At 49.1% G+C, this 14,256-nt stretch carries 14 protein-coding genes; 3 read left to right on the top strand and 11 right to left on the bottom strand.

Features of this window, described 5'->3' with window-relative positions; genetic code table 11:
• Nucleotides 1-15: 15 nt before the first annotated feature.
• From proW to nrdH, 6 genes are all read right to left on the bottom strand, one after another.
• Complete coding sequence (gene proW, locus ACMHKJ_RS09255; RefSeq protein ID WP_413493348.1) at nucleotides 16-1,137, bottom strand: glycine betaine/L-proline ABC transporter permease ProW; 1,122 nt, start codon at nucleotides 1,135-1,137, stop codon at nucleotides 16-18.
• Complete coding sequence (proV, locus tag ACMHKJ_RS09260) at nucleotides 1,124-2,329, bottom strand: glycine betaine/L-proline ABC transporter ATP-binding protein ProV (protein WP_413493350.1); 1,206 nt, start codon at nucleotides 2,327-2,329, stop codon at nucleotides 1,124-1,126. Before proV ends, proW begins: the two co-directional genes overlap by 14 nt.
• A 604-nt stretch (nucleotides 2,330-2,933) precedes the next feature.
• Complete coding sequence (gene nrdF, locus ACMHKJ_RS09265) at nucleotides 2,934-3,896, bottom strand: class 1b ribonucleoside-diphosphate reductase subunit beta (RefSeq protein ID WP_413493352.1); 963 nt, start codon at nucleotides 3,894-3,896, stop codon at nucleotides 2,934-2,936.
• A 24-nt stretch (nucleotides 3,897-3,920) separates the two neighbouring features.
• Entirely contained in the window at nucleotides 3,921-6,041 is a 2,121-nt protein-coding gene (gene nrdE / locus ACMHKJ_RS09270; protein ID WP_413493353.1) for a class 1b ribonucleoside-diphosphate reductase subunit alpha, read from the bottom strand.
• A gap of 15 nt (nucleotides 6,042-6,056) precedes the next feature.
• A complete protein-coding gene (gene nrdI / locus ACMHKJ_RS09275; RefSeq protein WP_413493355.1) occupies nucleotides 6,057-6,479 on the bottom strand; it encodes a class Ib ribonucleoside-diphosphate reductase assembly flavoprotein NrdI in 423 nt (140 codons plus the stop codon).
• A gap of 21 nt (nucleotides 6,480-6,500) precedes the next feature.
• Nucleotides 6,501-6,722: a glutaredoxin-like protein NrdH gene (gene nrdH, locus ACMHKJ_RS09280; RefSeq protein ID WP_413493357.1), complete on the bottom strand. Its 222-nt coding sequence runs from the start codon at nucleotides 6,720-6,722 to the stop codon at nucleotides 6,501-6,503.
• A gap of 309 nt (nucleotides 6,723-7,031) precedes the next feature.
• Between nrdH and mnmH the strand changes: the two genes are divergently transcribed.
• From mnmH to cspE, 3 genes are all read left to right on the top strand, one after another.
• Nucleotides 7,032-8,114: a tRNA 2-selenouridine(34) synthase MnmH gene (mnmH, locus tag ACMHKJ_RS09285; protein WP_413493359.1), complete on the top strand. Its 1,083-nt coding sequence runs from the start codon at nucleotides 7,032-7,034 to the stop codon at nucleotides 8,112-8,114.
• A gap of 309 nt (nucleotides 8,115-8,423) precedes the next feature.
• Nucleotides 8,424-8,891 carry a methylated-DNA--[protein]-cysteine S-methyltransferase gene (locus tag ACMHKJ_RS09290; RefSeq protein WP_413493361.1) on the top strand — a complete coding sequence of 156 codons (468 nt, stop codon included), beginning with the start codon at nucleotides 8,424-8,426 and terminating at the stop codon, nucleotides 8,889-8,891.
• 202 nt (nucleotides 8,892-9,093) lie between these two features.
• A complete protein-coding gene (gene cspE, locus ACMHKJ_RS09295; protein ID WP_004235583.1) occupies nucleotides 9,094-9,303 on the top strand; it encodes a transcription antiterminator/RNA stability regulator CspE in 210 nt (69 codons plus the stop codon).
• 164 nt (nucleotides 9,304-9,467) lie between these two features.
• Here cspE and ACMHKJ_RS09300 read toward each other — a convergent pair whose 3' ends face one another.
• From ACMHKJ_RS09300 to dacA, 5 genes are all read right to left on the bottom strand, one after another.
• Nucleotides 9,468-10,313: an EamA family transporter gene (locus ACMHKJ_RS09300; protein WP_413493363.1), complete on the bottom strand. Its 846-nt coding sequence runs from the start codon at nucleotides 10,311-10,313 to the stop codon at nucleotides 9,468-9,470.
• Nucleotides 10,314-10,771: 458 nt separating this feature from the next.
• On the bottom strand, nucleotides 10,772-11,737 hold the full coding sequence (gene lipA, locus ACMHKJ_RS09305) for a lipoyl synthase (protein WP_413493365.1): 966 nt from the start codon (nucleotides 11,735-11,737) through the stop codon (nucleotides 10,772-10,774).
• Between the two features lie 114 nt (nucleotides 11,738-11,851).
• Nucleotides 11,852-12,490, bottom strand: a complete 639-nt coding sequence (gene lipB / locus ACMHKJ_RS09310; RefSeq protein WP_413493570.1) for a lipoyl(octanoyl) transferase LipB — start codon at nucleotides 12,488-12,490, stop codon at nucleotides 11,852-11,854.
• Between the two features lie 200 nt (nucleotides 12,491-12,690).
• Nucleotides 12,691-12,954: a DUF493 family protein YbeD gene (ybeD, locus tag ACMHKJ_RS09315; RefSeq protein ID WP_413493367.1), complete on the bottom strand. Its 264-nt coding sequence runs from the start codon at nucleotides 12,952-12,954 to the stop codon at nucleotides 12,691-12,693.
• Between the two features lie 67 nt (nucleotides 12,955-13,021).
• Nucleotides 13,022-14,236, bottom strand: a complete 1,215-nt coding sequence (gene dacA, locus ACMHKJ_RS09320; RefSeq protein WP_413493369.1) for a D-alanyl-D-alanine carboxypeptidase DacA — start codon at nucleotides 14,234-14,236, stop codon at nucleotides 13,022-13,024.
• Nucleotides 14,237-14,256 lie beyond the last annotated feature (20 nt).

Consider the following 14,256-nt stretch of genomic DNA (forward strand, 5'->3'; position numbering starts at 1 on the left):
TCCCGGGATGGTGTATTACTGTGTGCGGCGGAACGGGCGGGTGATAAGACCGGCGGGTCCGGTGTGATACCAGCAGCGTCCGGCTTTGGTACGGGAGTCTTTCCCGAGCGACTGGGTCAGGCGGTCAAGAATGATGGCAAGGATAACAATCCCCGCACCGCCGACAGACGCCAGCCCCATATCCAGGCGACCAATACCGCGCAGAACCATTTGTCCCAGTCCTCCGACGGCTATCATCGAGGCGATAACCACCATAGACAGTGCCAGCATCAGTGTCTGGTTAATCCCCGCCATGATGGTCGGCATCGCCAGCGGTAACTGTACTTTGAATAACATCTGGCGCGGATTGGCACCAAATGATTCAGCGGCTTCAATCAGATCAGCGGGCACCTGTTTTATCCCCAGAATAGTCAGGCGGATAACCGGTGGCAGTGCAAAGATAATGGTCACCACAACGCCCGGCACGTTACCGATACCAAACAGCATGACAATCGGCACCAGATAAACGAAGGCTGGTGTGGTCTGCATGGCATCAAGCAGCGGACGGATTATTTTTGCCGCGCGTTCATGACGCGCCAGTGCAATACCTGTCGGCAACCCGATAAGAATACAGAACATCAGAGCGGTCAGAACCAGCGACAGTGTCACCATAGCCTCTGTCCATGCACCAATTGCACCAATAAATGTCAGTGAGAAAAGGCTCGTAATACCCAGACCTTTGCCGCTCATCTGCCAGGCGATCAGGGCAAAAACCACAATGGCAACGGGAGCCGGTATGGCGGTTAAACCCTGCTCAAAGTTGCTGAGAACAAAATCAATCGGAACACGTATGCCCTGAAATACCGGGCGGAAGTGTAGTACAACCCAGTTGATGATATCAGTTACCCAGCTGTCAAACGGGATCAGCGAGTGGTCAAACGGATGTGTCCAGTCAAAAGCGGGACCCGCTGCGTCACCGGCAGCGCCGGCATCAAGCCAGTCTGTGCCGCTGTCCGGGACATCGCCACCCCACGGGTCTGCGTCTGTACCGCTGCTGCCGGTGGTATCTGCCCACGGATCAGTACTGCCTGCAGTATCCGGCTCTGACGCCGCAGCCCACGGATCTTGTCCTGCGTCCGGCTGGTTATTCGGGTTCATTCGGCGTCTCCTTATCTAAAGCCTGAAGTAACATCCCTTTCGAGATAACCCCGATATATCGGTTGTTTTCACCGGTAACCGGCACCGCGCACGAAGACTGCCCGACAACGGTCAGCAGCTCATTGAGCGGCGTGTCGGCACTGACTGCCTGAGGTTCACTCAGGATGGCATCTGTAATGGTTTTTTTCGCTTTCAGCGCCGCTTCAAGTGAGGCGACAGAGACTATGCCTGCAAATTTCTGTCCGCGCTCAATCAGATAGCCGTATTCACGATCATCATCATTCAGTACTTTCAGCGCAGAGCGCGGTCCGAAACCGGGAGCCACATGCAGCAGGGCATCGGCACGGCGGCGGGCGATATCTTTGGCACTGAATACGTGACTGATATCGACACCGCGAAAGAAGGTGCGGACATAATCATTCGCCGGGTTATTCAGAATTTCATCCGGTGTACCGATCTGCACGACAATCCCGCCCTGCATAATCGCGATACGGTCGCCGATACGCATGGCTTCATCGAGATCATGGGAGATAAAGACAATGGTACGCTGCTTATCACCCTGGAGGCTCAGCAGCTCATCCTGCATTTCTGTGCGGATCAGCGGGTCGAGTGCGGAGAAGGCTTCATCCATCAGCAGAATATCCGGGTCATTCGCCAGCGCGCGGGCAAGACCAATACGCTGGCGCATTCCGCCGGAAAGCTCATCCGGGTATGAATTTGCCCATTGCTCCAGATTGACCTGTTTCAGGGAATCGAGCGCCCTCGTATGGCGTTCGGCTTTATCCATTCCGGCAAGTTCAAGGCCGAATGCCGTATTTTCGATAACAGACATGTGCGGCATCAGTGCAAAGGACTGGAATACCATACTAATTTTTTTACGCCGGACGTCGCGTAGTGCCTGGTCTGAGATAACCGCGATATCTTCGCCGTCTATCAGCACCTGGCCGCGTGTCGGTTCAATCAGGCGATTGAGAAGACGAACTAAGGTAGATTTCCCTGAACCGCTCAGTCCCATAATGACGAATATTTCGCCTTCTTCAATGGCCAGATTTACATCCTGTACCCCGATAGTGGCACCGGTTTTTTCAAATATCTGATCTTTACTCAGACCCTGATTTAATAATTCAAAAGCAAGCTTAGGGTGCTCGCCAAATATTTTATAAAGATTTTTAACTTCGAGTTTTATCGCCATGCATTATATCCATTCAGAATTAATGTGGATGTCAGATTCGTAAATAGGCTCTCCTCCCTGAAAAAAAACGTTATTTACCCTAACACACGAGATAATGCTGACAACCCCTTGATTATGATAATTAATCAAAAGTGTCCCGGATATTTGTATCTGACCGTAGTGTTATTTTAGTTATTTATCTTTTTCATTAATATGTTAATGATGTGGTGGGTATGGTGGTGAACATAGTGGTGAAAGTTAGCCAGCTCTTTGTTTTAACCCTTATTTACCGGATGTGCTGTAAGCAGGAAGAAAACAATAATCAAACATAATAACCGGGCTTTATCAGGCTATAAAAGAGGAGAAAAAAACAGGTAAAAAAATCACTCCGATTAAATGTTATTTAATAGTTTCCATTGGTTACTATCTGGGAATGTGTGGGTATTGCAGTTAAGTTTTGAAATAACTCGGTAAAAATAACGTAATCAGCAATAATAATGGTATTAAAAATTGATTATTCGGGTTGTTTTTTGAACTAAAAAAGCACTGATAGAAATACTCTTAAATATCAGTGCATTGATAAAATGTGCTGTAATACGATCACAGGTTAACAGAAGTTATTGATTTAAAAATCCCAGTCCTCATCTTCTGTGTTAATGGCCTTTCCTATGACATAAGATGAACCTGACCCGGAGAAGAAATCGTGGTTCTCATTCGCATCCGGTGATAATGCCGATAATATGGCCGGACTGACATCGGTTACACTGTCCGGAAATAAGGCTTCATAACCTAAATTCATCAGGGATTTATTTGCATTGTAATGCAGGAATTTAATCACATCTTCAGACCAGCCGACAACATCATATAATTTACGGGTATAATTAATTTCATTCTCATATAAATCAAATAACAGACTGAATGTGAATTCTTTTATTTCCTGCCGGGTTTTCTCATCATAATTAAGCAATGCCCGCTGAAATTTATACCCGATATAATAACCATGCACGGCTTCATCACGGATAATCAGCCGGATCAGATCGGCGGTATTTGTCAACCTGGCACGGCTTGACCAGTACATCGGCAAATAGAATCCGGAATAGAATAAGAAGGATTCGAGAAAGACGCTGGCTACTTTCTTTTTCAGCGGATGCGGGTCGCGATAATAGCCAAGGATAATATCTGCTTTATTTTGCAATGTGGGCTCTTCTTCACTCCAGCGGTAGGCATCATCAATCTCCTGTGTGGAGCAGAGTGTGGAAAAAACCGAGCTGTAAGAGCGCGCATGGACTGCCTCCATAAAACCAATATTGGAGAGTACCGCTTCTTCATGCGGGGTCTGAGCATCCGGGATCAGTGCCGGTGCGCCGACAGTATTCTGAATGGTATCCAGTAATGTCAGCCCGGTGAATACACGGATGGTCAGTTGTTTTTCATCCTGTGTCAGCGTCTGCCAGGATGGAATATCATTCGACAGCGGAATTTTTTCCGGTAGCCAGAAGTTGCTGGTCAGGCGGTTCCACACTTCCAGATCTTTGTCATCCTCAATACGGTTCCAGTTTATCGCAGAAACGCGGCTTAATGTTGTCATGGTAATATCCTGATTTTAATCTGTTTATACGGCGCAAGAAACACAGCCGGCAACTTCGGTGCCTTCCAGAGCAGACTGGCGCAGCCGCACGTAATAAAGGGTTTTTATGCCTTTTCGCCAGGCGTAAATTTGTGCGCGGTTAATATCACGCGTTGATGCCTCATCACTGAAAAAGAGGGTGAGAGACAGTCCCTGGTCGACGTGCTGTGTGGCAGCGGCGTAGGTATCAATTATTTTTTCAGGGCCGATTTCGTACGCATCGCGATAATATTCCTGATTATCATTAGTCATGTAAGCCGCCGGATAATAAACACGTCCGAGCTTACCTTCTTTGCGGATCTCAATACGGGCAACAATCGGGTGAATAGATGACGTTGCGTGATTGATGTAGGAGATAGATCCCGTTGGCGCAACTGCCTGTAAATTCTGGTTATACAGCCCGTGCTGCATCACGTTTTCTTTTAATTGCTGCCAGTCTGCCTGTGAGGGGAGAGCTATTCCGGCATTCGTAAATAGAGTGCGGACTTTTTCTGTTGCCGGTTCCCATTTCTGCGTGATGTATTTGGTAAAGTATTCACCGCTTGCATAGGTAGACTGTGCAAAGTTAAGGAAAGTCTGTTTGCGTTCTGTCGCCAGCTGGTTTGAGGCTTTCAGGGCATAATAGGCAATGGCCATAAAATAGATATTCGTGAAATCAATGCCTTCTTCTGAACCATAATGAATACGCTCCCGTGCCAGATAGCCGTGCAGGTTCATCTGCCCGAGCCCGATGGCGTGTGAGCCCTGATTGCCGTGGTCAATGGACGGCACACTGCTGATGTGGCTCATATCTGAGACAGCGGTCAGTCCGCGCACCGCAATATCCACGGAGTGGGCAAAATCCGGGGAATCCATCATTTTTGCAATATTCAGGGAGCCGAGGTTACAGCTGATATCCCGCCCGGTATGTAGGTAGCTGAGATCATCTTCATATTCGCTGGCACTGTTGACCTGCAAAATCTCTGAGCACAGGTTGCTCATATTAATGTAACCGGCGATCGGATTTGCGCGGTTGACGTTATCCTCAAACATAATGTAGGGATAGCCGGACTCGAACTGGATTTCGGCGAGAATGCGGAAAAATTCGCGGGCATTGATTTTGCGTTTGCGGATAGCTTTGTTATTCACCATATCAGTGTAATGTTCGCTGATACTCAGCTCTGACATGGGTTTGCCGTAAATTCGCGTCACATCATAAGGCGAGAAAAGATACATCGGCTCATTATTTTTGGCTAATTCAAAGGTAATATCCGGGATAACCACGCCGAGGGATAATGTTTTGATACGGATTTTTTCATCTGCATTTTCCCGCTTGGTGTCCAAAAATGTCAGGATATCCGGATGATGCGCATGAAGATAAACCGCTCCCGCCCCCTGACGCGCGCCCAGTTGATTGGCATAGGAAAACGCATCTTCCAGCATCTTCATTACCGGTACCACGCCGCTGGATTGGTTTTCAATCAGTTTAATCGGCGCACCGGTTTCACGCAGATTCGTCAGCAGAAACGCCACGCCGCCGCCGCGCTTGGAGAGTTGCAGCGCCGAATTTACACTGCGCCCGATGGATTCCATATTGTCCTCAATCCGCAGCAGGAAGCAGGAAACAAATTCCCCGCGCTGTTTTTTGCCGCAATTGAGAAAAGTAGGGGTAGCGGGCTGGAAGCGTCCGCTGATCATCTCTTCCAGCAGATGCTCTGCCAGCTCAGTATCGCCTTGCGCCAGGGTCAGTGCGACCATACAGACGCGGTCTTCAAAGCGCTCCAGATAACGCTGCCCGTCAAAGGTTTTCAGGGTATATCCGGTGTAATATTTTAGTGCGCCCAGGAAAGTCTGAAAGCGGAATTTCTTACTGTAAGCCTGCCTGAACAGGGATTTGATAAAATCGAAATCATATTGTTCAAGAACCTGTGTTTCGTAATAGTTTTCGTTAACCAGAAAATCGAGTTTTTCCCGCAGATTATGGAAAAACACGGTGTTCTGATTAACATGGCTGCGAAAGTAGTGATGGGCTGCCGTCACATCTTTATCAAACTGTATGTTTCCGTGTGCGTCATACAGGTTCAGCATGGCATTCAGGGCATGGTAGTCAGTGTGTTCAGTCGTCATAGTCTGTCTCAGAAGTCAGTTGAATGCGGGTGTGAGAGCTTGCTGCTGCCAGAAGCGGTGCAGACCGTCGCGGACACGCCCGACATCATGTTGTGTGCCGAGTAATTCAAAACGGTATAAAAAAGGAACGTCACATTTGGCAGCAATAATGTCGCCGGCAATGGCGTAAGCGGCGCCAAAATTGGTATTACCGGCAGCAATTACGCCGCGCAGTAATGCCCTGTTCTCCGGCTGATTAAGAAAGCGGATCACCGGACGCGGCACCGCACCATTGTCATGACCGCCGCCGTAGGTCGGCACCAGCAGCACATAAGGCTGTGTGGCGCAAAGCGGGCTGCCGTCTTCCGGCAGACGGGTCGCCGGGATCCCCAGTTTGCCGACAAAACGGTGACAGGTTTCTGAGCGGGTGGAGAAGTAAATCAGCGCCTGCGTTGTCATTGAAAGCCTCCTGTCTGTTTCTCAGCCGAGTGCGGCGAGTTTGTCAGGACGGAATCCGGCCCAGCTCTCCTGACCGGCAACCACCACCGGCACCTGCTGATAACCCAGGGTGCGGACATGCTGATACGCCTGCTCATCCTGTGTGATATCAATGACACTGAACGGAATGTTTTTGCGCGCAAGCATCTGGTAAGTTGCATTGCACTGCACGCAGTCGGGTTTGCTGTAGATAATCACTGTCATGATAATGTCTCTTGATTACATCTGCCGGTGATGAGCAGATATCGTGGGTCAATCGTATTTTAAATACTATATGTAGATATAAAATATATCAACCACACTATATATAGTGTTTATTTAATTTGAATGATTATTATTATTGAATATTGGTATCTGAGTTAAATCATGATCATTCATCCGGTCAGCTATACGGCGGCAGAGCTAAAATCCGCCGCGACAAATTTTGTTGTCAGGCGTACAATAAAAAAAGTTGATTTGCCGTTACCGGCGGGTCTTTTCACCGACATCTGAGTTGAAATCACAGTTTTTATTATGGAATTAACCCCGTCTCCCCAAACAATCCGTACTCTCCTTGCCACTGAAGTTCCGTTGATTGACGTCCGTGCGCCGGTGGAATTTAACCAGGGCGCGATGCCCGGTGCGCTTAATCTGCCGCTGATGAATGATGAAGAGCGGGCGGCGGTCGGCACCTGTTATAAACATCAGGGCTCCGAGAAAGCACTCGCGCTGGGTTATCACCTGGTCAGCGGCGAAAACCGTGCCCGCCGTCTGGCGGACTGGCAGGACTTTTGTACCCGCAATCCGCAGGGCTACCTTTGCTGTGCCCGCGGTGGTCAGCGTTCTCATATTGTGCAGCAGTGGCTGCATGAGTCGGGTATTGAATACCCGCTGATTACCGGCGGCTATAAAGCCCTGCGCCAGGCCGTGATTCAGGTAACCGCTGAGCTGGTACAGCGCCCGGTGATATTAATCGGCGGCTGTACCGGTAACGGCAAAACAACGCTGGTGGGTGAACTGGCAGACGGTATTGATCTTGAAGGGCTGGCACATCACCGTGGTTCCTCATTCGGACGAACCCTGGAAGCCCAGTTTGCTCAGGCTACCTTTGAGAACCATCTCGCCGCCGCAATGGTAAAAAAAGAAGCCGGACGGCCGCGCTGGGTTCTGGAAGATGAAGGCCGGGCAATCGGCGTCAATGGTCTGCCGGACTGTCTGCGGGCGCAGATGGAGCAGGCATCCCTGGTGGTGGTGGACGATCCGCTTGAGCGGCGCCTGGAACGGCTGAAAGAAGAGTATTTCGATCGCATGTACCGGGATTTTACGGCGGCTTACGGCGAAGAGCAGGGCTGGCAGGCATACAGTGAGTATCTGCATCACGGACTGTCCGCTATCCGCAAACGGCTTGGCACACAGCGGGCTGCGGATCTTACAGCATTGCTGGATGCAGCGCTGGCAGAACAATTGCGCACGGGTGTTACCGACGCGCATTTCTCTTGGTTGTGTCCGTTACTGGCAGAATATTATGATCCGATGTACCGCTATCAGTTGAGCAAAAAAACAGATCGGATCCTCTTTAGCGGCACGTATGAAGCGGTCGCGGACTGGCTCAAATAATTCGCAGGTTCTGCCCGTCATATTTCACATAATAATGCACCGGGGGATTTTTCTCCGGTGAATTGACTTGCATGAAATCATTTGCCTCGTTATTTTCTCTGTTGTGAGATGAATAACGTAAATGATGTTTGTCTCTTTATCAGAATTAGGTTCTTCTGTATATCCTTATTCATTCAAACTGCAGGTTCGTTGGCTGCGCAAAGCTCGCCGGGTCATATACTTGTGTATGCTCCCCGCCTGTCTTCCCTTGCCGCCTGCCTGCATCTTGAATGACGTTGGGTATAGAAAATCAGAACAAAGGGCAAACTTATGGCGACAACATATATTAAGGCACCAACCGGATTTCCCCGCCGTTATATCATTATCAGTGCAGATGAACAGGGTATTACTGAACTGGGGTTTAGCGATAACACCACAGAACAGACTGCGCCGGATAATCCATACATTGTTCAGTGTATTACAGAGCTGGATGAATATTTTTCCGGTAAAAGGCAGGATTTCAGCGTGAAGCTGAATCCGCACGGAACGGAGTTTCAAACCCGTGTCTGGTCACAATTGTCGACTATCCCGTTTGCAGTCACATGGTCGTATAAAGATCTGTCATTAAAACTGGGATCGGCAAACTACTGCCGGGCAGTCGGCATGGCTAACGGGCGTAACCCAATCTGCCTGATTATTCCGTGTCACCGGGTCATTGCTCATGACGGATCGATGGGCGGTTACAGTGGCGGGCTGGATATCAAACACTGGCTGCTGCGCCATGAAGGAATTATGTAGCCGGATCATGAGGATATTCCCGCTATATAGTTGAAATAAGTAAGACAAATCCTCTGGTGTATCAGTGGAATATCTCACATAATACCATTATCCGACGGGTAATTCAGATATCTGAACAGATTCCCCCGAAGGGTCAATACAGTCTGCTGAAGACTGGCCAAGTACTAATGAGTACAATCACTTGTTTAAAGGGTTTTTTTGAATGTCAAAGCGCAAAGGTAACGTGAAGTGGTTTAACGAAGCGAAAGGTTTCGGCTTTATCACTCCGGAAGATGGCAGCAAAGATGTATTCGTTCATTTCTCTGCGATCCTCAATGATGGTTTCAAAACACTGGCTGAAGGTCAGAAAGTAGAATTTGAAATCGTTGATGGTGCCAAAGGCCCGTCTGCCGCAAACGTTGTCTCAATTTAAGTTGTAATTTGCTATACCGTAGCCGTTATTTTAATTCGACATTACCGTGACGAAAACCCGTTACTCACCATGGTAACGGGTTTTTTTTATGCCTGAATTATATATATACCCAACATTATTCAGGATACAGACAACGGACCTGCAGTTTGAACGCATAGGGTATATTAGCGGTTAGCCACCTGGCTAAGCCAGACACTGCCGACAACCACCAGAACACCGGTGCATTGCAGCAGGCTCAGTTGCTGATCCAGTATAAACCAGCCCAGTAATACCGCCGTCAGAGGGCTGAGAAAACCGAGGGACGCCACTGAATTCGGTCCCAGAATGGCCAGCCCGCGAAACCAGAGCAGATACGTCAGTGCCGCACCAATCAATCCCAGATAAACCAGCCCGGTAATATTCAGCATGGTCAGTGGCGGCAGAGCCGGTTCCAGTAACAGGGAAACCGGCAGCAGAAGCAGTCCTCCGGCAGTCAGTTGCCAGGTGGTAAATGTCAGGGGCGAAACATCCGGCTGCCAGCGGCGGCTCAGAACAGTACCGGCGGCCATTGAAAATGCCCCGGCAAGCCCTGCGATAATCCCTAACGTGTCCGGTTTTGCCTGTGGCGTCAGTAACAGCAGCGCGACTCCGCCTATTCCGCACAACGCAGCAATTACCGCCAGCGGTTTCAGGATATTTCCCAGCACCATCCGGGAGAGCAGCAGTACAATCAGTGGCTGAACAGCGCCGACGGTTGCTGCCACGCCGCCCGGCAGGCGATAAGCAGAAACAAACAGAAGCCACCAGAATATGGCAAAATTCAGTGCTCCCAGCACAAGAATCCGACCCCACCATATCCCTTTCGGTAACTGTCTGATAAACAGCATCAGTAATAATCCCGCAGGTAAGGCACGCAGCATCGCAACTGTCATCGGATAACCTGCCGGTAACATTTCAGTTGTCACCAGATACGTACTGCCCCAGACAGCGGGAGCGAGTGCGGTCAGAAGTAAAACACCACCACGTTGCATAATTTACTCATTAATAATGTGTTATGGCGCACATCATAATCCGCATCAGAGCAGGTGGGAACAGTAAGCGGCAGGGCAGAGCACAAAAGACATATACCCTTATTCATTCAAACTGCAGGTTCGTTGGCGACATGAAGCCAGCCGGATCACATACTGATGTATGCTCCCCGTCTATCTTCCCTTGCCGCCTGCCTGCAACTTGAATGACGTTGGGTATAGACCGGGGATAAAAAAAGAGCGGGACACTAAATTTGGTCAGTTTGATGGTCAGGTAAAACGCAGGTGACAGGCAGAGAAAGGAAAAGCGTAAGCGCCATGGATGGCGCGTCCGGGCGCACAAGGATGTGTTTACAGCGTCTTTTCGTTTTGCCTGTTACCCGGGTTGGCACTGGTGTTACAAAAAACCGCCGTTTTTTCAAACAGCGGTATTGTAAAGACAGAACTGTATAGCGGTCTGATTACTTAACTTCTTCGCCTTTTGCCTGCAAATCAGCATGATAAGACGAGCGGACAAACGGGCCGCAGGCAGCATGGGTAAAGCCCATTGCCAGTGCTTCGGCTTTCATTTCGTCGAAATCTTCCGGGCTGACATAACGCTGAACCGGCAGATGATGACGGCTCGGTTGCAGGTATTGCCCCAGAGTCAGCATGGTGACACCGTGACGGCGCAAATCACGCATAACATCCAGAATCTCTGCATTGGTTTCACCCAGCCCGACCATCAGTCCTGATTTGGTCGGGATATCAGGATGTGCTTCTTTAAAGCGTTCAAGCAGTTGCAGTGACCAGTCATAATTCGCCCCCGGACGCACCTGGCGGTAAACGCGCGGTACGTTTTCCATGTTGTGGTTAAAGACATCCGGCGGTGTGGCGATAAGGATATCGAGTGCTTTATCCATACGTCCGCGGAAATCCGGCACCAGAGTTTCAATTTTAATTGCCGGGCTGTGTTCCCGGATAGCCTTAATACAGTCAGCAAAGTGCTGAGCACCACCGTCACGCAGGTCATCACGGTCAACAGACGTTATCACCACATAACGCAGCCCCATATCTTTAATGGTCTGCCCCAGTTTTTGCGGCTCATTGGCATCCGGTGCATTCGGGCGTCCGTGGGCAACGTCACAGAACGGACAGCGGCGGGTACAGATAGCGCCGAGGATCATAAAAGTGGCAGTACCGTGGTTAAAACATTCGCTTAAATTCGGGCAGGATGCTTCTTCGCACACTGAATGCAGGCCGTTGCGGCGCATTGCATCTTTTATTCCCTTGATTTTATGGGTATCTGCCGGAAGTTTAATTTTCATCCACGCGGGCTTACGCAGCCGTTCGGTCGTTTCTGATACCAGGTTTTTGACCGGGATAAGCGCCATTTTATCGGCATCACGATATTTAATGCCGCGCTCCATCTGAATAGGTTTGCTCATGTTTATGCTGTTTCCGGTTAGATTCATCGGATAATGATTGATGAGTGCCTGCAGAATGTAACGGAATCATCAATCTTTTAAAAAATATTTTAAATATGTTAAAAAATTATAACACTATTCTGTTGCGAGTTGGAATCCTAATTGTTGGCAAAATTGTACGGTCAGTTCAGGCTGAACATCCGCTAATGTGATACCGGGAACAAAATCAGACATTTGAGTCATTGCCAGACCGGCGTAGCCACAGGGATTAATCCGGTGAAAAGGTTCAAGATCCATATTAATATTGAGCGCCAGTCCGTGAAAGGAGCGCCCGTTACGGATACGCAGCCCGAGGGAACAAATTTTATTACCGCCCACATACACACCGGGGGCATCCGGGCGCGGGTAAGCATCAATATTCCACTGCTTCAGTGTCTCAACAACGGTATTTTCCAGCGCTGACACCAGTTCACGCACACCGATTTTGTCGCGTTTCAGATCAATCATCACATACATAACCTGTTGTCCCGGACCATGATAAGTCACCTGTCCGCCGCGATCTGACTGAATAACAGGGATATCGCCGGGAGCGATAACATGCTCTGCTTTGCCCGCCTGACCTTGTGTGAAAACGCGTTCATGTTCAACCAGCCAGATTTCATTGCCGGTTTGTGTGTCGCGTTGTTCAGTAAATTGATGCATGGCGTCAGAGACGGGGGAATAGGGGCGCAGACCCAGTTGATGTAATGTGATGGTGTTATTTTGCAAAATCATATCTTCAATCCGGTATGCCGAACCCGCAGTATAGCGCGCGTGACAAAAGCGTACCAGCAATGTGCACATACCCTTATTCATTCAAATTGCAGGTTCGTTGGCTGAATTCTGAATTACGTTGGGTATAGAATGTTCAGAAGCATAAAAAAAGACCGCCGATTCAGGCGGTCTTCATAATGAATGATAAGGTAATAATATTATTACAGAACCATTCTTACGCGTTCTAATGCACCCAGTTCTTCGTACAGGCTTTCAACCTGGTCGATGTGGGTTGCGTCAATTGTGACAGAAACAGAATGATATGTTCCTTTGCTGCTCGGCTTGACGGACGGACTGTAATCACCCGGCGCATGGCGCTGAATCACTTCCAGAACATCTTCCAGTAACTCAGGTTCAGCAGCACCCATCACTTTGTAAGTAAATGAGCAAGGGAACTCTAACAGTTCATTCAAATTGGTTTTCATGGGTGCTCCTTAATAAAGCAAATCTCAGATGAACTAAATATGGGGATTATTCATCTGATTTCAAGCCTCAGCCGAACCAGCGGTGAAACAGCAGGCGGATGTAGTCTATCAGGCGGCTGAAGAAGTTACCTTCCGGCACAGCCTGCGCCACAACCAGCGGGCGGCTTTCAATAATCTGGTTATCCAGCTGGAAATTAATGGTACCGACGACCTGGTTTTGTGCCAGTGGTGCATGTAATTCCGTGTTATTCAGGACAAATGCGGCTTTTAAATCTTTCAGACGGCCACGGGGAATAGTGAGGTACACATCATTTTCCACGCCTAACTGCACTTTATCGGTATCGCCGAACCAGACAATTTCAGAGGCCAGCGGATTATCTTTCTGCATCGGTTTTACGGTTTCAAAGAAACGGAATCCCCATGTCAGTAATTTTTTGCTTTCCGCATTACGCGCAGAGGCGGATTTGGTTCCCATAACAACAGAGATCAGACGCATATCGCCTTCTGTTGCAGAGGCGACCAGGTTGTAGCCCGCACCGTTGGTGTGTCCGGTTTTGATCCCGTCCGCATTCAGGCTTTTATCGCCGAGCAGGTCATTGCGGTTCTGCTGGGTAATATTATTATAGGTGAATGAACGCTCTTTATAGATAGCGTATTCATTCGGCACATCACGGATCATTGCCTGCCCGATCAGCGCCATATCGCGCGCGGTACTGTACTGACCTTCCGCATCCAGTCCGTGAACTGTTTTAAAATGCGTATTTTTCAGTCCCAGTTGTGCGACATAGCTGTTCATCTGACTGACAAATGTACTCTGATCACCGGAGACAAATTCTGCCATTGCGACACAGGCATCATTACCGGATTGCAGGTTGATTCCACGGGTGAGATCCGCCACGCTGACGAGATCACCGGGCTTGAGGAACATCAGGGAAGAACCACGGAACACCGGATTGCCGGTCGCCCAGGCATTTTCCCCGACAGTCACCATGCTTTGTGGCGTGAATTTACCCGCCTGCATCGCCTGACCGATGACGTAGCTGGTCATCATTTTCGTCAGACTGGCTGGATCACGGCGGACATCTGCATTTTTTTCAGCAAGAATTTTGCCGGAATGGTAATCCATCAGAATATAGGATTCTGCTTCAATCTCAGGTACGGCGGGTATGACAGTATTCTGGTTCGGGATGTCGGCGGCAGAAGCGGCGGCGCTCAGCGCCAGTGCAAAGCCGAAAGCAGCCAGACGGGTGGCACGGTAACAATAAGTGGTTGCGTATTTCATGAGTGTTAAAACAATATTGA

The organism is Morganella psychrotolerans (genome assembly GCF_965118875.1).
GTDB classification, from domain to species: Bacteria; Pseudomonadota; Gammaproteobacteria; order Enterobacterales; family Enterobacteriaceae; genus Morganella; species Morganella psychrotolerans_C.

Bases quoted from the DNA above. Each gene is read 5' to 3' on its own strand.
- proW (WP_413493348.1), bottom strand. From the start codon at position 1,137: ATGAACCCGAATAACCAGCCGGACGCAGGACAAGATCCGTGGGCTGCG.
- proV (WP_413493350.1), bottom strand. From the start codon at position 2,329: ATGGCGATAAAACTCGAAGTTAAAAATCTTTATAAAATATTTGGCGAG.
- nrdF (WP_413493352.1), bottom strand. From the start codon at position 3,896: ATGACAACATTAAGCCGCGTTTCTGCGATAAACTGGAACCGTATTGAG.
- nrdE (WP_413493353.1), bottom strand. From the start codon at position 6,041: ATGACGACTGAACACACTGACTACCATGCCCTGAATGCCATGCTGAAC.
- nrdI (WP_413493355.1), bottom strand. From the start codon at position 6,479: ATGACAACGCAGGCGCTGATTTACTTCTCCACCCGCTCAGAAACCTGT.
- nrdH (WP_413493357.1), bottom strand. From the start codon at position 6,722: ATGACAGTGATTATCTACAGCAAACCCGACTGCGTGCAGTGCAATGCA.
- mnmH (WP_413493359.1), top strand. From the start codon at position 7,032: ATGGAATTAACCCCGTCTCCCCAAACAATCCGTACTCTCCTTGCCACT.
- ACMHKJ_RS09290 (WP_413493361.1), top strand. From the start codon at position 8,424: ATGGCGACAACATATATTAAGGCACCAACCGGATTTCCCCGCCGTTAT.
- cspE (WP_004235583.1), top strand. From the start codon at position 9,094: ATGTCAAAGCGCAAAGGTAACGTGAAGTGGTTTAACGAAGCGAAAGGT.
- ACMHKJ_RS09300 (WP_413493363.1), bottom strand. From the start codon at position 10,313: ATGCAACGTGGTGGTGTTTTACTTCTGACCGCACTCGCTCCCGCTGTC.
- lipA (WP_413493365.1), bottom strand. From the start codon at position 11,737: ATGAGCAAACCTATTCAGATGGAGCGCGGCATTAAATATCGTGATGCC.
- lipB (WP_413493570.1), bottom strand. From the start codon at position 12,490: ATGATTTTGCAAAATAACACCATCACATTACATCAACTGGGTCTGCGC.
- ybeD (WP_413493367.1), bottom strand. From the start codon at position 12,954: ATGAAAACCAATTTGAATGAACTGTTAGAGTTCCCTTGCTCATTTACT.
- dacA (WP_413493369.1), bottom strand. From the start codon at position 14,236: ATGAAATACGCAACCACTTATTGTTACCGTGCCACCCGTCTGGCTGCT.